Below are 17551 nucleotides of genomic sequence, written 5' to 3' on the forward strand. Positions count from 1 at the left end.
AGCGTGGATGTGAACAGGCCGCCCTCATGGCCGCGGCGCCACGAAAACCGTCCATTCATCCGCCCGCCCAGTATCGATCTCGACAAAGCTCGCCTCCAGATGACCACGCAGCAGGCAATCCCGCTCGCCCTCGATGCGAAAGCGGCGCGGGGCGACACACATGGGAACCGTGCCGCCAAGCGCCGACTTGCCGAAGACATCGGTGGCGAAGAGATAGAGAAAGCGCGCCGTCAGCGGCTCTCGGATCAGTGTGGCGCATTGGTTCGGCGCAACGCGCCACCAGCCCTCGGTGCGAAACCCACCCTGAGCCGGCTGTCCAAAGGACAGGTTCAGCACGTCGAAGCTCTGGTTGCAGACCTTGAACTCGGCCCGCGCCGGTGCGGACCAGAGTGTGATCACGATCAGTAAAGGAATGAAAAAACGTAACATATTGATCTTTGCACCGGTTCAGCCGACCATTACACCAGAATGCCCAAGCCCGCCACAGGGCGGGACCGACGGTCAGACGACCAAGCGCAAGGAGATTGCCCTGCACCAGCCCCGTCATCATCGCACAGGATTCTGTGCTATGGATCATCGAATCAACGCGCAGCGAGAGGTTCAAATTGCGTGACGCCCTGCTCAGCAAGACGGTCTTGGCCTCGGCGCTGGCCCTGATCGGGTTCACCGCCGCGCCGGCCCCCGCGCAGGAGGTGGCAGCCTCGGATGCGGGGCGGATCGTGCTGGAACTGAACAACGTGACCGATACCGAGGCCGGCGCCTGCCGCATGACCTTCGTTGCCATCAACAACAGCGGCTCGGGCTTCGCGCGCACCGGCTGGCAGGTCGGCGTGTTCGACGCCGGGGGCATCGTCCGCTCGATCCTGGCGCTGGAATTCGGCGCGCTGCCGGCGAGCAAGACCAAGATCGTGCTTTTCGACCTGCCGGGCCGGGGCTGCGACGACATCTCGCGGGTGATCGTCAATGACGTGACCCTCTGCCAGCCCGAAGAGGCGGCGGCGGACGCCATCGCCCCGACCTGCCTTGATGCGTTGACCACCCGGTCGCGTGCGGCCATCGAATTCGGTGTCTGACCAGATGAATTTCTCGACCCTATCTCTCGGCCTTCCCGCGGTTACCGTGGCGGTCTTCGCCGCCCTCGCGCTTCTGTCAGTGCTGGCGCTGACCGTGACGATCTTCAAGATCCTGCAATTCCGTCGCATCGGGGTCGGCAAGGGCCGGCTTGCCGACCAGGTGCTGGACGACTGGCTGAACGGTCGCCCGGACGAGGCCATGCGCAAGGCCGGTCAGGGCGATGGCGTGCTGCCGCGCGTGCTGCAAGCGGTGATGTCTGGCCTAAGGGCAAGGCCGAACGATCCTGACTATGCCGAGGAGCTGGGTCGGCAATCGGCGCTGGTCGAGCTGTCCTCGATGGCGGCGCGGATGCGGCTGCTCGAGTCGGTGGTGCAGGCCGCGCCGATGCTGGGTCTCCTAGGCACGGTGATCGGCATGATCGATGCCTTCTCGGCCCTGTCGCAATCGACCGGTGCCATCGACCCGGCGCAGCTGGCCGGCGGCATCTGGACGGCGCTGACCACCACGGCCATCGGCCTTGCCATCGCGCTGGTCACCTATTTCGTCGCCAACTGGCTCGAATCCCGCATCGATGCCGAGCGGCAGGATATCGAGATGGCGATCTCGGCCGCGATCCATGGCCGCGTGGCGGGCGGCGGGCGGCGCTGAGCCATGGCCGGGGCGCGGACCCATCCCCGGATCGAGCTGCCGCAACGCCAGCGCCGCTATGGCTTTGCGCTGACGCCGCTGGCCGATGCGATGTTCCAGCTGCTGGTCTTCTTCATGCTCTCGGCCAACCTGACGCCGTATTCGCTGCTGAGCCTCAAGGCCGGCACGATCGGCGGAGGAACCTCGGGCGAGACCCCTGCCGACAGCGGAGACGAGCCTGGCGCCACCGCCCTCTCGCCCGGCGATACCGCGGTGTGGTCGGTCAGCCGCGAATCCATCGTCGCCAGCGGCCAGCGCTTCGGCTTCGACGCGCTGCCGCAACTGGCCGAGGCGATGCAGGTGGCGGGTACCGCGCGGGTACTGTTGGTGACGCGCCCGGATGCGCAGGTGCAGGGGCTGGTCTCGGTGCTGGAGGCGCTTGCCGCGCATGGGATCACCGATGTGCAGATCGCCGGCGGCACTGCGGCGGGTTCCACCGCAGGGGTCCAGCCATGACCGTTTCGCTGCCCCCGCGACGCCAGCACACGCATATCGACGTGTCGCTGGCCATCGTCAATATCGTCCTGCTGCTGATCTTCTTCTTCATGGTGACTGGCCAGATCACCGCCGAGCGCCCCTCGGACGAGGTCGAGCTACCGATTAGCAGTAGCCTGCCGCTGGACCAGTTGCCACGCCCCCTGCTGGTCGTCACGCGCGACGGGCAATGGCTGCTTGACGGGGCCGAGGTCGCGCCCGATCTTCTGGAGGTGGCGCTGGAGGCGCTGCCCGAGCCGCTGACCCTGCATCTGCTGCTGGATCGCGGTGCGCCGGCTGATCTGCTGGTCGCGGTGCTGCAGAACCCGGCACTTGCCGAGCGTTCAGTGCGGCTGGTGACGCTGAAGGAGAGGACGGCCGAATGATTGGCCGGATGCAGGAAAAACGCGGATACTGGATCCAGGCGCTGGTCCTGTCCTTGGCGGTGCATGGCGTGGCAGCGGCCGCGGTGATGGATGTGCTGCCCTCGGTGCCCCGGCGCGATGACAGCCGGGCCCTGCCCGAGATCGACATCCTGAGCCTGCCGGTCGAACAGGGCAGCGCCGCGCAGGTGGTACTCGATCAGGCGCAGCCGGTCACCGGCGCCGCAAGCGTCACCGCGACCCTGCCGCCCGCGCAGGTCCCGACGCCGGACCAGACATCAAAGGCCGAGCAGCCGGTGCTGACCCCCTCGGACGACATGATCGCGGCCACCACCGCCACGCCGGTGGAATCGGTCGAGCCCGTCACGACACCGAACACGCCGCCCGTTGACGGCAGCGATCCGATCAACGTTCCCGGTTCGCCGGAGGGCGATGGGCAGGGCGTCACCCCCGGCTCGCCGCAGCAGAACGCCGCGATCAGCGATCTGGTGCTGCGTCTGCGCGAAAGGCTGGCCCAGCCCTGCCTGGCGGCGCTGCCGCAGACCATCGGTGGGGACGAGGTCTTGCTGACCACGATCGGTGCCGTTGACCGCGACATTTCGGACCTGTTCCGCGATATCGCCGGCACGGTCGATGTGCCGATGACCGAGCGTTCGGTGCTGCTCGACGCGCGGCAATGCCCGGCGGTGGATTTTGTACGCGCCTCGGCCAGCTATCCGGCCCTGCCGTTGGTCCTGCGGCTCGAGGCCAGCGAGGTTGCCTCGGACGGCCAGCTGATCGGCGAGATCACCGGCGCGGGCGGCAATCCCGTGGCGCTGCTCATCATCGACGACAATGGCGTGGTGCAGGACCTTGGCCGCTTTACCCTGGCATCGGGCGAGGTGACCCGCTTCGACATTCCGGTCTACCGCGTCGGCGGCAACCGCGACACCAGCCAGCTGCTGATGGCCGTGGCCCTGCCCCAGCGTCCCGAGACCATTGCCGGCCTGTCGGGTCGCCTCGCCAGCGACTTCTTTCCGCCCTTAGCCGAGGCGGCGGCTGGCCGCGCGCTGATCGGGGTCGCCCCGGTCTATGTGCGCGCGGCGCCCTGAGGCCCGTCAGGCAAAGACGTAGTCGAACTTGCCGTCCTTCATGGCGATTGTGACGTCGGACATGGCAGCACCCTCGACCATGCGCGAAAGAACCTGGCGTGAGAGGTCGGGCAGGATGGAATTGGTGATGATATTGTCGATCATCCGCCCGCCGCTGTCGGGATCGCGGCATTCGGCGACGATATGGTCGATCACCGCATCCTCCCAGCCCAGCTTTGCGCCATGTGCGCTGCGCATCCGCGCGACGATGGCGCCAAGTTTCAGCTTGGCAATACCGGCCAGAACCTCGCCGCCAAGCGGGAAATAGGGGATGGTCACGATCCGGCCCAGCAGCGCGGGCGGAAACACCTTCAGCAGTTCCGGCTTCAGCCGCGCCTCCAACGTTTCCATGTCGGGCGTGGTCTCGCCACCCTCGGCCATGTCCATGATGACATTGGTGCCGACATTCGAGGTCAGCAGGATCAGCGTGTTGCGGAAGTTGATCGGGCGGCCATTGCCATCCTCCATCATGCCCTTGTCGAACACCTGGAAGAACAGCTCGTGCACATCCGGATGGGCCTTCTCGATCTCGTCCAGCAGCACAACCGAATAGGGTTTGCGCCGCACCGCCTCGGTCAGCCGCCCGCCCTCGCCGTAACCGACATAGCCCGGCGGCGCGCCTTTCAGCAGGCTGACGGAATGGGCCTCCTGGAACTCGGACATGTTGATGGTGATGATGTTCTGCTCGCCGCCGTAAAGCTGTTCGGCCAGCGCCAGCGCGGTCTCGGTCTTGCCGACGCCCGAGGGGCCGGCCAGCATGAAGACACCGATGGGCTTGTTCGGGTTCGACAGGCCGGCGCGGCTGGTCTCGACCCGCTTGGCGATCATCTTCAGCCCGTGGTCCTGACCGATCACCCGTTCCTTCAGGTGATCGGCAAGACCCAGAATGGCCTGCAGTTCATCAGCCACCATCCGACCCGCCGGGATGCCGGTCCAGTCGCTGATGACCGATGCCACTGCCTGCTCGTCCACATGCGGCCATATCATCCGGTCGTCGGGGTTGCGGTCCGCCAGCTTGGCCATTTCCGCCGCCATCTCGGCGCGCACGGCCTCGGCGTCGAAATTCTCGCCCTCGGCCTCGGCCAGACGTTCGCGCAACGCAAGGATCTGGTCGACCACCGCCTTCTCCTCGGCATAGCCCGCCTCGGCCTCGGCCAGCTTGCCGCGCAGGGTCTCGGCCTCGCCCTCGGCCTCGGTCAGCCGCGCCTCGTTGGTCTCGCCCAGATCACGCTCGGCCTCTTTCGCCGCGATCTCGGTTTCCAGCGCCGCGATGGCTTCGCGCAGATCGGCGATGCGGGCAGGCGTGGCGTTCTGCGAGATCGCCACCCGGGCGCAGGCAGTATCTAGAAGGCTCACCGCCTTGTCCGGCAATTGCCGCGCCGGGATATAGCGGGCGGAGAGCGCCACGGCGGCGGTGATCGCCTCGTCCGAGATGCGGACCTTGTGATGGCTTTCCATCGGATCAAGGATGCCGCGCAGCATGTAGCAGCATTGCTCGATCCCCGGCTCGTCCACCGTCACCGGCTGGAAACGCCGGGTCAAAGCCGGGTCCTTCTCGATATGGTTGCGATATTCGGCCCATGTCGTCGCCGCGATGGTGCGCAGGGTGCCGCGTGCCAGCGCCGGCTTCAGCAGGTTCGCCGCATCGCCCGTGCCCTGCGCCCCGCCCGCGCCGATCAGCGTATGCGCCTCGTCGATGAAGAGGATGATCGGGATCGGGCTCGCCTGCACCTCCTCGATCACCGAGCGCAGGCGCTGCTCGAACTCGCCCTTCATGCTGGCCCCGGCCTGCATCGCGCCGATATCCAGCATGTAGAGCCGCATCCCCTGCAGCGCCGGCGGCACATCGCCCGAGGCGAGACGCTGCGCGAAACCCTCGACCACGGCGGTCTTCCCCACCCCAGCCTCGCCGGTCAGGATCGGGTTGTTCTGGCGGCGGCGCAGCAGGATATCGACGATCTGACGGATCTCGTCATCGCGGCCAACGATGCGGTCCATCGTGCCCGATTCCGCCTGCGCGGTCATGTCGACCGAGAAGCGGCCAAGCGCGGTCTTGGCCCCACCTTCCGCCGCGCCCGGCGTGCCGGCCCCGACCAGGCCCGAGCCATCCATCGGCCGCATCGTCTCTTCTTCCGACCCGGCCCAGAGCGTGCGGCTGTCAGCGCTGATCCGGTCCACCGAGACCTCGCCGAAGACCGGCGAGATGGTCAGCAGTTCGCGCCTCAGATGCCCGTCGTTCAGCAGCGCCACCAGCACATGGCCGCTGCGGATCTGGGTCTCGCCAAAGAACAGCGTGGCATAGGTCCAGGCGTGGTTCAGGGCATCGCCAAGCGTGTCCGAGATTCCCGGCGTCTCCGTCACGCCCTTCTTCAGCGCCGCCATTGCCCGGTCAGCCTCTTGCAGCGCCTTGCCGCGATCGAGGCCCAATTCGCGCAGCGTGACCGAGATGTCGCAGTCCTGGTTGGACAGCGCATGGAACAGCCAATGCGCCAGCTCGACATTGCGGTTGCCCTCGCCCCGGGCATGGCGCATCGCCTGAATGAAGGCGTCATAGCCGGCGCGGTTCATCTTGCCGGCGAATTTCTCGATACTGATTTCGGTCATTAAAAGTCCTCAGGCGGCAGGTCGGTCGGTATCCAGGGTAAAGGTGGCCGCGGTTACAAAATGCTCGGGGTCGTCATTGGCCGGGGCCAGCGCCGCCATCCAGCCGATGCTGGCGGATTTGCCCAGCACGGCGGGCTCTACCTCGGAGGCCGGCAGGGACAGCGACACGTCGACCACGAAGGTCTTGCCCAGATACCAGAAGACGATATCGGCCAGCCGCTGATAGCCGGGCTGGCCGGGCAGGAAGCGGCGGTACTGGGCAAGGCTCGCCGTGCGCAGATCCAGCCGGATCTTCTCGCCGACCGACTGCACCCGCGCGCCCAGGTACATGTCACGGCCAATGGAACTGCCGCGCTGGCCAAGCGCCGAAGTGTCGCTGGCGTCGAACTCCATCCAGTAGGGCACGTGCTCCTCGACATGGGTATCGACGCCCAGGTGGGTCTCGATCATCTGCCTGAGGCGAACCGGGCTGCGCACCCGGCCACCGAACAGCGAGACCATCGGCAGGCGGGCCAGATCGTGCAGCCCGTCATGGTCGCGGAAGGCCGGCGTGCCGATCCCGGCGATGGCGGCGACATAGCCGTTGAAGCGGTCGCTGCCCGGATGGTCGAACTGGCTGATGGCATGGGCATCCGACCATGCGCGGAAGAACAGTTGCAGGAAGCGCGTCGCCAGGATGTCGGTGAAGGCGACAAAGCTGTCATCCCCGGTTTCCAGCCAGCGGGCGACCTCTTCGGTGGTGTTCAGCGGCAGCGCGCCTTGCGGGCCGAAGAAGCCCAGCACCTGCGCCCTGAGCGAACCGTTCCGGGTCTCGGAAAACTCGCCCGCCGGAAAGGCCAGCGAGGGGTCCTGACCGATCCGCACCACCTCGTCGCGCAAACGCGCGGCCCGGCCGATCGGCGGTTTCTCTGGCGCCTCGCGTTCCAGCCGGCGCAGCAGCGCCAGAAAGCCCTGATCGCCGCTCACAGCAAAGCCCCGCTGCCGGTGCGGGGCGGCCAGCGCATGATCTCGCCGCGCTGCTGGCTGATCGTCACCGACTGGGTGAAGCTGTTGATATTGGCGTATTCGGCAAAGAAGCGATCCAGCACGGCGGCGAGCGTGATGATGCCCGAGCCTTCAAAGGCCGCCTCGTCATAGGTCACGCTGATTTCCAGCCCGCGCGCCGGGAAGAAGCCATCGGCGCGGCGGATCGAGCGCACGACAGGCCGGGTCTTCAGCGACTTGATGCCCTGGATCTGCGCCTCGGTGATGCTGTCGGACATGTCGGCGAAGAGGCTCAGCAATTCGCGCAGGCTTTCCGCACCGTCGCGGCCCGGCCGGTCATCCAGCCCGAAATGGTTCAGCGACAGATAGGACAGAAGCCGCCAGTAGACATCCCCCTGTTCCGCCCGATGCGGCGCGCCCCGGTCGATCTCCAGCATGGAATCGCGCGGCTTGGTCGGGCCGATCAGGCAGGACAGCGCCACGCTGGTATCGCTGGTGAAGTGGAAATCGTCCTTGCTGCCGGCGATGGGCAGGTATTCGGGCAGGTGGCGGTTGGAACAGAGCGCCCGGATCTGCAACCGCTGCGCCCGGTTGGCGACCTCCTCGGCGGGCGGTTCGTAAAGCGCGATATAGGTCTCGGTGCCGCGATAGCGATGGCGGCTGCCAAAGCGGCGTTCATGCGTGGTCAGCCGACGGGGCTTCCGGCGGGCAGTGTAGTAGAGCGCCTGCCGGGGCGGGGTGCCGCCATCGGGCAGCGCGTAAAGCGGGCGCACCTCGACCTTGTCGGCGCTGCTGCCGTAATGGGCAAAGACCTGCGCGATGCGGTGGATCTCGTAATGCGTGACCGGGCTACTGTCCGGCGTCACCACGAATTCATGTCGCTTCTGGTCCAGCCGCACCTGACTGCTGGTTTCCTCGAAGAGGTTGATCGCCGGGGCACAGTTCAGCGCGACATGACCCGACCCCAGACGGGCGGCCAGGACATCGTCGCTGCGGCGGAACTCGATGACGATCTCGACCCGATCCGTGGGGATTCGCGACAGGAGGGGGCGCAGGCCGGTCAGGCGAAAGCCGAGATGCTTCCTCGGGAAGATGAAAGCCTCGCGCAGATGGGCGAAGCCGTCGAACAGGCGGGTATCGCGGCTGAACAGGCGTTCGCTTTCATCAAAGCCGATCTGGCTCAGCTGATCGGGGTTCAGCCGCAGGAAAGCCGGATCGCCCTGCTTGTCGATCCAGCGCAGCGAGATCCGCAGCCGGTCGCAATGGATCTGTTCATAGAGCGCCGCCGCCTGCCCGAAATCCGGCGCGGTCAGGTTCAGGACCAGCTCGTCCAGCGGCAAGCCGGCCATGCCGCCCGCCGTGCTGCGGCGGATGCCCAGTTGCAGCCCGGCCTTGGTCCGGGGATCGGGGTCCTGCCCCAGCGCGCCGAGGGGACCGGGCGCGTCGTGATAGGTGATCGCCTCCACCGACAGCGGCCAAAGGGTCAAGGGCGAGGTCAGCTGGAAGCGGCAGGAGACCCGCTGGTCGGCATCGACAAAACGCGCATCCAGATATTCACCGGGCTGGAAGCGCCAGCCCTCGTCCAGCTTGCGCTCGTCCGCCGGAGGCTGGGCCTGCACCAGCATGACCGAGGGGATCGGCGCCAGGGCGTCGGGGAAGATCTGTTCCAGAAGCTCCGTGGTGAAGCCACGAAACTCCTCGTCCAGCTTCAGCTGCACCCGCGCGGCAAGGAAGGCCGTGCCTTCCAGCAGCCCGGCAACGGCCGGGTCGGTATTGTCGCGCAACAACCCGCCAAGGCGGTCGGCTATACCCGGATACTCGGCGGCAAATTCGGCAGACCGCTCGTAGAGCATGGCCAGTTCGCGGTTGTAGAGGTCGCGGAAGGCCTTTCTCATCGCTCGGGCCGCCCGCCGGTCATGCGCAGCTTGCCGGCGCCCAGATCGACCTCGGCCACGAAATCCATCGGCAGGTCGGCGGGAGAGGCCCGCATCTCGGCGGTGATGTCGAAGAAGATGCGCTGGTCGGTCTTGGCGCTGCGCTCGGACACGCGCACCTCGAGCGTTTCCGCGATCAGGCGCGGCTCGTGCCGGACCAGCGATTCGCGGATAGATGCGGCGATGCGCGCGGTGGTTTCCTGGCTTCGCGTCAGGCTGGACATGTCGCGGAAGCCGTAATTGATGATGGATTTCTGCACCAGCGGCGCATCGGACAGGTCGACCAGCGCGTCGAGACGGATCGTGTTCATCAGGCTGGCAATGTCGATGGCCAGATCGGATTGCATGGAAACCGGGTCGCTGCCGTCGCGGCTTTGGCGGCGCCGGACCGAGATGATGCGGTCGTCATCGGCGCGGCGCTCTGAGGGCGCGGCATCGCGCGCATCGCCCGCACGGGCGGCGGCGCGAAAGACCTGCAGGATCGACATCTGCCGGTCGGGGCGTTTCTGGGGGCTGCGGCTCATCGGGTCTCAGCCTGCCATAGAAAATCCCCGGCGCAAGTCTGCGCTGCGCCGGGGATCGTTCCTGTCAGGGAATGACGCTGATCGCTTGGGATCAGGCGTTCCATTCCTTGTTCTCGGCGATGTCCCAGCCGGCCATCGTCTCGGCGCCGGCAGCGCCCGATTCTTCCTGCAGGGTGTAGAGCACTTCGAACTTGCGGAAGTTCAGCGTCAGGGTTTCCTGGATGCGGTCGAGACCGTCCTTGGAACCGCCGGTGTTGTAGCTGGTGATCATGATGTTTTCCATCTTGATCCGGAAATACTCGACCGGGGCCGTTCCGCCCGATTTCCGGACGATCAGTTCGCCGTTCTCGATATGCTCGCCGTTGGTGCAGCGCTTGATCAGGTCATTCGAGGCCAGATCGACATATTTGGTCAGGGTGATGTCCTGAACATTCACCTTGCCGCCGCCGCCGCCAGAGCCGACATGGGTGGTTCCCGACTGGGTCAGACCCCAGTTCCAGGCCAGAACATCAATGTTGTTCCGGTGGGTATCGTCCTGCGATTCCCCTTTGATATTGTTCGAAAGTTTCAGGAAGATATCAACGGCCATGCACTCGCTCCTTTAATCACGACAGCCAGGTAAAAAACTCATTTGCCTTTCGGCAGCTTGGACACCAGACTCATCCCGATGTCCATTCCTTCAAGCTGGAAATGCGGCTTGAGGAAGAACTTTCCGACATAATAGCCGGGATTCTCCTCGTCCTCGACCACTTCCACTTTGGCCCCCGCCAAAGGTTTCTTGGCTTTCTCCCGCTCGCTCGCGCTTTCGGGATTGCCGGATACATATTTGTTGACCCAACTCTGCAACTGCGTCTGAAGTTGCAAGCGGTCGGGATTTTGTCCGATCTTGTCGCGCACCATTACCTTCAGATAGTGACTGAAGCGTGACACGGCGAAGATATAGGGCAGGCGCGAGGACATGTTGTCCGAGGCCGTCGCCATGTCATCGACGTATTTCTTGGGCCGGTACAGCGTCTGCGCGCCGATGAAGGCGGCCTTGTCGGTATGCTTGCGGTGGATCAGCCCGATCAGCCCGGCCTTGGACAGCTCGCCCTCGCGCCGGTCGGTGATCGACACTTCGGTCGGGCATTTCAGGTCTTTCGACCCATCGCCGGTCTCGAAGGTGTGGCTCGGCAGGTTCAGCACCTCGCCACCCGACTGCACGCCGCGGATCTGCACCGTCCAGCCATATTCCTTGTGCGCGCGGTTTATGTTCACCGCCATCGCGTGGGCGGCGTTCATCCAGGCATATTGCTTGCCGTCATGGCCGTCGGTTTCCTCCTGGAAATCGAATTCCTCGACCACCGAATTGGTGTTCTGGCCATAGGGCTCACGCGAGAGGACGCGCGGCAGGGTCAGCGCCAGGTAGCGGCTGTCCTGGCTGTCGCGCAGGCTGTTCCACGCAGCATAGTCCGGGGTCTCGAAGATCTCGGACAGGTCAGGCGGCGTGCCGATCTCGGTCCAGCTGTCCATGCCCAGCAGCTCGGGCGCGGCCGAGCTCATGAAGGGCGCATGGGCCGCAGCCGCCACCTTGCCGATCGCGCGCAAGAGGCCCACATCGGCGGTCGACTGGTCGAAATAGTAATCGCCCACCAGCGCGCCGAAGGGCTTGCCGCCGAGCGTGCCGAATTCCTGTTCGTAGATCTTCAGATGCAGCGGCGACTTGTCCCATTTCGCGCCGGGATAGCGCCGCATCATCGCCGCCAGTTCCTGCTTCGAGGCGTTCAGCACCTTGACCCGCAGGGTGGCGTCGGTTTCCGAATTGTTGATCGTATAGGCCAGACCGCGCCACGAGGCTTCCAGTTTCTGGAACTCGTCGTGATGCATCACCTCGTTCAGCTGGTCGGACAGTTTCTTGTCCATCTTCGCCAGCATGGCGGTGATGGTGTCGATCACGTCCTCGCCGATCAGGGTCTCGTCCTGCAGCGCCTCGTTGACCAGGGCGACAACGGCGTTGTCCACCTCTTTCGCGGCGACATCGGTGCGCGGCTTGATGGTCTGGCGCAGGATGTCGGAAAATTCGTCAAGCTCGGCGAGGCCGGCATTCTCTTTGCCGGCCTGCTGGGGGGCTTGGGCCATGACTTAGTCCTCCGTGCCGTCGTCCGATGCGGATTTGGCGCTTTCGCGCGCGGCCAGGGCCGCCATCAGCTCGGGGTCGTTCAAGAGCTGCCGGATCTGTTCCTGCGCCTTGGGTTTCGAATTCATGTAACGCTGCAGGTTCGCCAGATGCTGGCGCGCCTCGAGCAGTTTCTTCAGCGCCGGGATCTGCCGGGCGATGGCGGCCGGTTCGAAATCTTCCATCGACCGGAATTCCAGATTGACCCCCAGGCGACCGCCCTCGGCCCCCAGCTCGTTCTCGACGTTATAGGTCAGGCCCGGTGTCACGCTGTCCATGAACTCGTCCAGCGAGGCGGCGGTGACATCCACGAAATCGCGCTCCTCCAGCGGCTTTTTCTCGACCGGAGAGGCATTGCCCGAGAGGTCCGACATCACGCCCATGACGAAGGGCAGTTCGACCATCTTCTCGCTGTCATAGGGATCTTCGTAGGAAATATTCACCCGCGGCGGGCGATTACGCTTGATAAAATCGGTCGACTTGTCCGCGGCCATCATTAAACTCCCAACAGTTGCGTGCGACGAAACAATCAAATCTTGACTGTGTCAATGGCACAGCCCGGAATCCCTGTCCGAAAGGTCAAAGCCTAGCCTTTCGCCTCGGCCTTCGGCATCAATTCCGCAACAATCGACTGGAATCCCTTGTCCATGAAGCCCCGTGCCCGGGCCAGCAGGATCGGAATCGGGCTGGCCGGTTCGCGTGCGGCATAGAAAGCCTCGACCGCCTGCAACTGCGCGGCGACCTCGGCACGCGAGGTCAGAACGAGCGGTTCAGCCGCCGGTGCCTCGGTGCCCCCGGCCTGCGGATCAAATCCGCCAAGCGCGTTCTCGCTGAGCTTCTTCATCCGCTCCATCGACAGGGCAAAACCGGTTTCGGGCACGAATCCGATCACCGCCTTGCCGGCATCACCGGGCAGCAGCGTCTCAAGCGCCTCGATCAACGGCCGACCGATCAACAGCCGTGCCTGCGTCACCAGAAGCAGCGCCGGCGAGGACGGTTCGTTTCGCGCAAGGAAGCGCTCAGTCCCTTCCAGCGCCGCGCGCACGCCCGCGCGATCAGCGATGGCGTCGATGGGGGGCAGCGCCGCGAGCGGGGCCGGGGCGGTTGAGGGCTGATCCGGCGTGGCTTCGGTGGGCGCCTCCACCGGGATCGGCGCGGGCTCGACCTGGCTGGACCAGATCACCAGTTCCGGCCGCGCCTCCTGCAGCAGTTTCTGCATCCCGGTCAGCGCATCCAGCGTCTCGGCAACCGAGGGGCGGAAGCGCGCGGTGGGATGTGCCGCGCAAAGTTCGACGATGCGCGACAGCGCCTGTGCCGCGCGCCCGAGGTCACCATGCAGACGCTCGACCAGTTTCTGATGCGCCGGCGAGGCCAGGGTCGACATGATCGGACCGCGTTCGATCCCCTCCTCCGAGGCCCGCCCGCTTGCCTGACCCGTTGCGACGAGATAGCGGCGATAAGTCGCATCCGCCTGACCGGCCAGCGGCAGGTAATGCAGCGGCATGACCACCGTCTTGATCGAGCCCAGTTCTTCCAGCGCCGCCCGGCGGTCGGCCGAGGAACCCTCGACGCCCGGATGCAGGGCATCGGGCCATTGGATCAGCGCCTCCGCCATCACCTGCAGCGTGTCGGCGAAATCGCCCGGCCGGCCGGCGAGAATCTGGAACCGCGCCAGCAAGGACAGCAGCCGCAGGTCGCGGCTCTGGCGCAGAAGATCGCTGATCGCCTGGGTCTCGGCCCGAAGGTTGATGGATTTCGGATCAAAGACCTGGTCGATGCTGCCCTCGACCCCGGCCATGCCCGGCGTGACATAGCGCTCGGGCAGCCGCACCTCGGCCTCGTAATAGTAGTCGATGAAGGCGGGCGCGCCCTCGGCCTCGAGATCGGGGCCGCAAGGCGCGTCCTCGCTGATCGGCTGCAACAGCCAGTTCAGCGGCAAGGCCTGAGTTTCAGCCATCCTTCGGCTCCTTTCCCGCGACGCCGCCCTGACGCTCGACCATGTCGCGATAGGCCGCGGAGAAATGAATCAGGAACTCGTCCAGCATCCCGTTCTCATGCGGCGCGGTCTTCTTGTCCCACCGCTCGACAAAAATCTCCCAGGCCTTGGCGCGCTTGTTGCCGCCAAGACGCCCGGTCTCGGCCTCGGGCTCGATGGTCTCGGGGGCCAGATCGGTCATCAGCTTGGCCAGCGCCGGCTGCAGCGCGGCAAACAGTGCCGCCTGATGCAGCCGCAGGTCGTTCAGCGCATCGTCAAAGCCGGACACCCCGTCCTGGAAGCCGGCACGCGGTTTCAGGAACATGGTCTCGAGGGCCTGGTCGACATCGGGCAGGAATTTCAGCGGATTGTTGTCCGCCGCCCCGCGCATCGTGCGCTCGCCGGTCCGGGCGAACTGCTTGGCGGCGGCGCGGTCCTGCAGCGCCATCATCACCTGCTGCGCCACGCGACGGACCGTCTGGCCCAGAACCTGCGCCAGCTGATCGGGTGCCACGTCGGCGTAGAGGTCGGGCGGCAGGCCGGCGCCCTTGCAGAAGGCGCGGACGAAATCATGCTCGGGCGCGGGCGCGGCGGGCGGCTGGAAACCGGTGATCTCGCGCGGCGCGGATGGTGGGGCGGCGAAGGTAGACGGATCGTCCAAAGGCGGCACCACCGGAGGCGCGTAGCGACGCGCAGGCTGGCGCGAAGGGCCGGTCGGGATGAAATCGTCGGCGAAGTCATGGCGCTGGCCCAGATGCCGGGCCGGCAGCGGATCGATCGGCGCGGAGGGGCCACCCTCCAGCGCCCAGGGATCCTCGGCAAAGCCCGGCGCCTGCGAGCGGTCGGGCAGCGAGACGGGCGTCAGCGCCGAGCCCTGCCCCGGCTGATCCAACAGAACGACGATGATGTATTGCCCGACCTGGAAGCGGTCGCCGTCCTGCAGCGGGTGCGGCCCGTCCAGCCGGTAGCGCTGGCCCTGCAGGAAGGTGCCGTTGGTCGAGACATCGCGCAGCCACCAACCGCGCTCGTCGAGGTAGACATCGAAATGATGGCCCGAGATGTGCCGGCTGGCATCGGGCAGCACCCAGCCCATGCCGCCCGAACGGCCCGCGGACAGCCCGCCATCGGGGACCTGCACGCTGGCCGGGCCGCCATCGTCCAGCACCTGATAATTCTCGATCTGCAGGGTCAGGGTCATGGGCGTGGTCAGTAGACGCGGAACAGCGTTTCGGCCATGTCGATGAACCGGGCGAGAAAGATCGGTCGCCGGTGCAACTCGGCGCGCGCAAGGCAGGACAGCACGGCACTGTTGACCGAGCGCGGGGCGCGGTGCAGCGGCGCGGGCATGGGATCGTTCGGCGCCACCGGCCCGCCCGACCAGGCCACGGCCAGGCCCAGAAGCACCGAGGGCGTCCTCGACGGCGCCCAGAGTGCATCGCGCGCGATCCGCTGGCGCATGGCGGTCGAGGGGTGGTTCAGCCAGGCGGCCACCAACTCCATCATCGGCCGTTCCATCGGATCGAGGTAATCGGCCATCAGACGCAGGCACTCATAACCCCAGCGCACCGACATCTGCGGCAAGGCGGCGAAGGCGGTATAGGTCACGGCCTCCTCGGGCGTGGTCGACGCGCGCAGCCGGCCCAGGAAGGCCAGCGGGTCCTCGCCCGGGCGCGGGCGCTGCTGGGTCAGTTCGGCAATCTCGGGCAGGCGCAGGTACAGGTCTTGCGGCGTGTCGAACCGCAGCGCGCCGATGGGCGGCCGCGTCTTGTCCGCATCGGACCGCGTCGGCGGAGGGGTCGAGTCATTCATGGCACTGCCGGAACCGTTTAACTGGCGAGAAGATCAAGGCTTTGGGCGGGAAGGTCAAGCCCGTGACCGACTGTACGGAAACAGGTCAGCGAGGGTTGGTTTTGCGTTTTGTGCAATTTTCCCGATGATCGTGGGAGAAAAACTGAAGAAGCCACAACCGGAAGGCAGGCCACCATGACCGAGACCGGAGGGACTCCGCAACCCGACGACGACCTGTTCCACGACACGGATTACGTCGTGGGCCAAGACAATATCGAAGGCTCGCTGGGGCCGGTCGGGTTCGACATCCACAATCCGGTTTTCGTGGTCTCGGCCCTGACGGCGATGACCTTCATCCTGCTGACGCTGATCTTTCCCGAAACGGCGGGTGGCGTGTTCCAGTCGATCGTCAGTTTCGCCACCCAGACGCTCGACTGGTATTTCATGATCGTCGTGGATTTCTTCGTGATCTTCTGCTTCGCGCTGATCGTCTCGCCCTATGGCGGCATCAGGCTGGGCGGCAAGGATGCCGAACCGGAATACAGCTATCTTTCGTGGTTCGCGATGCTGTTTGCCGCCGGCATCGGCATCGGGCTTCTGTTCTTCGGCGTGCTCGAGCCGGTCTATCACATGAACGTCTCCTCGCCGCTTGGCGTGCCCTCGCCCATCGGGCCGGACGGGCAGATCATCCCCGAGAACATCGCCGAGGCCCGCGCCCTTGGCATTGCCGGCACCTATTTCCACTGGGGCCTGCATGGCTGGGCGGTCTATGTGGTGATGGCACTGGCGCTGTCGCTTTTCACCTATAACAAGGGCCTGCCCTTCTCGATCCGCTCGGCCTTCTATCCGATCCTTGGCGAGCGCGTCTGGGGCTGGTGGGGCCATGCCATCGACATCCTTGCGGTCTTCTCGACCCTCTTCGGGCTGGCGACCAGCCTTGGGCTTGGCGCGCAGCAGGCCAATGCCGGGCTGAACTTCGTCTTCGGGCTCGAGGTGAACACCTCGACGCAGGTGATCATCATCATTCTGGTGACGGCGGTGGCGCTGGTCTCGGTCTGGCGGGGACTGGATGGTGGGGTCAAGATCCTGTCCGAGATCAACATGGTGATGGCGCTGTTGTTCTTTCTCTTCGTCCTCTTCGCCGGGCCGACGCTGGCGGCGCTGGACGGGTTCTGGACCGGGCTGGTCACCTATGTCCGCGATTTCATCCCGCTCTCGGCGCCGTTCGGACGCGAGGATGACGCCTATCGCGAGGGCTGGTCGGCCTTCTACTGGGCGTGGTGGGTCAGCTGGGCGCCCTTCGTCGGCATGTTCATCGCCCGGGTCTCGCGCGGCCGCACGGTGCGGGAGTTCGTCATCTGCGTGCTGCTGATCCCCAGCCTGATGATCTTCATCTGGATGGGTGTCTTTGGCGGCATCGCGATCGAGACGCTGTTCGCCGATCCGGAAAACAGCCTGGTCAAGGAATATGTCATCGACAATTACAGCCCGGAGCTGTCGCTGTTCGGGATGCTGGCCGAACTACCGCTGACCGGGCTGATGTCGACCATCGCCATCGTGCTGGCACTGGTCTTTTTTGTCACCTCGTCCGATTCCGGCTCGCTGGTGGTCGACACGATCACCGCCGGCGGCAAGATCGACGCGCCGAAACCGCAGCGGATCTTCTGGGCGACGATCGAGGGGCTGATCGCCATCGTGCTGCTGATCGGCGGCGGGCTGTCGGCACTGCAGGCAGGGGTGACGGCGACCGGCATCCCCTTCTCGGTGGTGATGGTGCTGATGTGCTATTCCATCATCAAGGCGCTTCAGACCGAGCCACGATAGCGCGCGGGCGCGCGG

The 17551-nt window shown here is 65.6% G+C and carries 17 protein-coding genes; 6 read left to right on the top strand and 11 right to left on the bottom strand.

Features of this window, described 5'->3' with window-relative positions; all coding sequences use genetic code 11:
* Positions 1-24: 24 nt before the first annotated feature.
* Positions 25-429 carry a DUF1036 domain-containing protein gene (locus CX676_RS12575; protein WP_101752931.1) on the bottom strand — a complete coding sequence of 135 codons (405 nt, stop codon included), beginning with the start codon at positions 427-429 and terminating at the stop codon, positions 25-27.
* 176 nt (positions 430-605) lie between these two features.
* On the opposite strand from CX676_RS12575, the gene CX676_RS12580 reads away from it, so the two are divergent.
* The 5 genes from CX676_RS12580 to CX676_RS12600 are packed head-to-tail and all read left to right on the top strand — an operon-like array spanning position 606 to position 3709.
* Positions 606-1073, top strand: a complete 468-nt coding sequence (locus CX676_RS12580; protein ID WP_157935921.1) for a hypothetical protein — start codon at positions 606-608, stop codon at positions 1071-1073.
* A gap of 4 nt (positions 1074-1077) precedes the next feature.
* Complete coding sequence (locus tag CX676_RS12585; protein WP_101752933.1) at positions 1078-1722, top strand: MotA/TolQ/ExbB proton channel family protein; 645 nt, start codon at positions 1078-1080, stop codon at positions 1720-1722.
* 3 nt (positions 1723-1725) lie between these two features.
* Positions 1726-2217 carry an ExbD/TolR family protein gene (locus tag CX676_RS12590; protein WP_101752934.1) on the top strand — a complete coding sequence of 164 codons (492 nt, stop codon included), beginning with the start codon at positions 1726-1728 and terminating at the stop codon, positions 2215-2217.
* A complete protein-coding gene (locus tag CX676_RS12595; protein ID WP_101752935.1) occupies positions 2214-2621 on the top strand; it encodes an ExbD/TolR family protein in 408 nt (135 codons plus the stop codon). The genes CX676_RS12590 and CX676_RS12595 overlap by 4 nt, the downstream gene beginning before the upstream one ends.
* A gap of 8 nt (positions 2622-2629) precedes the next feature.
* Positions 2630-3709, top strand: coding sequence for a hypothetical protein (locus CX676_RS12600; protein WP_101752936.1), 1080 nt, complete (start codon positions 2630-2632; stop codon positions 3707-3709).
* Positions 3710-3715: 6 nt separating this feature from the next.
* Here the strand turns inward: CX676_RS12600 and tssH are convergent, their stop codons facing one another.
* The 10 genes from tssH to CX676_RS12650 all read right to left on the bottom strand — a co-directional run bounded on the left by tssH (position 3716) and on the right by CX676_RS12650 (position 15733).
* Positions 3716-6352: a type VI secretion system ATPase TssH gene (gene tssH / locus CX676_RS12605; RefSeq protein WP_101752937.1), complete on the bottom strand. Its 2637-nt coding sequence runs from the start codon at positions 6350-6352 to the stop codon at positions 3716-3718.
* A gap of 9 nt (positions 6353-6361) precedes the next feature.
* Entirely contained in the window at positions 6362-7318 is a 957-nt protein-coding gene (gene tssG, locus CX676_RS12610; protein WP_157935922.1) for a type VI secretion system baseplate subunit TssG, read from the bottom strand.
* The gene (gene tssF / locus CX676_RS12615; RefSeq protein ID WP_101752939.1) at positions 7315-9231 is read right to left on the bottom strand and encodes a type VI secretion system baseplate subunit TssF; all 1917 of its coding nucleotides are present in this window, start codon (positions 9229-9231) and stop codon (positions 7315-7317) included. Before tssF ends, tssG begins: the two co-directional genes overlap by 4 nt.
* Positions 9228-9794 (bottom strand): type VI secretion system baseplate subunit TssE, encoded by a 567-nt coding sequence (tssE, locus tag CX676_RS12620; RefSeq protein WP_101752940.1) that lies wholly within the window; start codon positions 9792-9794, stop codon positions 9228-9230. The genes tssF and tssE overlap by 4 nt, the downstream gene beginning before the upstream one ends.
* Positions 9795-9885: 91 nt before the next feature.
* On the bottom strand, positions 9886-10383 hold the full coding sequence (locus CX676_RS12625) for an Hcp family type VI secretion system effector (protein ID WP_101752941.1): 498 nt from the start codon (positions 10381-10383) through the stop codon (positions 9886-9888).
* A 38-nt stretch (positions 10384-10421) separates the two neighbouring features.
* On the bottom strand, positions 10422-11912 hold the full coding sequence (gene tssC, locus CX676_RS12630; RefSeq protein WP_101752942.1) for a type VI secretion system contractile sheath large subunit: 1491 nt from the start codon (positions 11910-11912) through the stop codon (positions 10422-10424).
* Between the two features lie 3 nt (positions 11913-11915).
* Positions 11916-12443: a type VI secretion system contractile sheath small subunit gene (tssB, locus tag CX676_RS12635; protein WP_101754312.1), complete on the bottom strand. Its 528-nt coding sequence runs from the start codon at positions 12441-12443 to the stop codon at positions 11916-11918.
* A 92-nt stretch (positions 12444-12535) separates the two neighbouring features.
* Positions 12536-13906, bottom strand: coding sequence for a type VI secretion system protein TssA (locus CX676_RS12640; protein WP_101752943.1), 1371 nt, complete (start codon positions 13904-13906; stop codon positions 12536-12538).
* A complete protein-coding gene (gene tagH / locus CX676_RS12645) occupies positions 13899-15122 on the bottom strand; it encodes a type VI secretion system-associated FHA domain protein TagH (protein WP_101752944.1) in 1224 nt (407 codons plus the stop codon). The genes CX676_RS12640 and tagH overlap by 8 nt, the downstream gene beginning before the upstream one ends.
* An 8-nt stretch (positions 15123-15130) precedes the next feature.
* Complete coding sequence (locus tag CX676_RS12650) at positions 15131-15733, bottom strand: DUF6931 family protein (protein ID WP_198590188.1); 603 nt, start codon at positions 15731-15733, stop codon at positions 15131-15133.
* Between the two features lie 174 nt (positions 15734-15907).
* Between CX676_RS12650 and CX676_RS12655 the strand changes: the two genes are divergently transcribed.
* Positions 15908-17536 (top strand): BCCT family transporter, encoded by a 1629-nt coding sequence (locus CX676_RS12655; protein WP_101752945.1) that lies wholly within the window; start codon positions 15908-15910, stop codon positions 17534-17536.
* Positions 17537-17551 lie beyond the last annotated feature (15 nt).

This window comes from Paracoccus zhejiangensis (assembly GCF_002847445.1).
GTDB classification, from domain to species: Bacteria; Pseudomonadota; Alphaproteobacteria; order Rhodobacterales; family Rhodobacteraceae; genus Paracoccus; species Paracoccus zhejiangensis.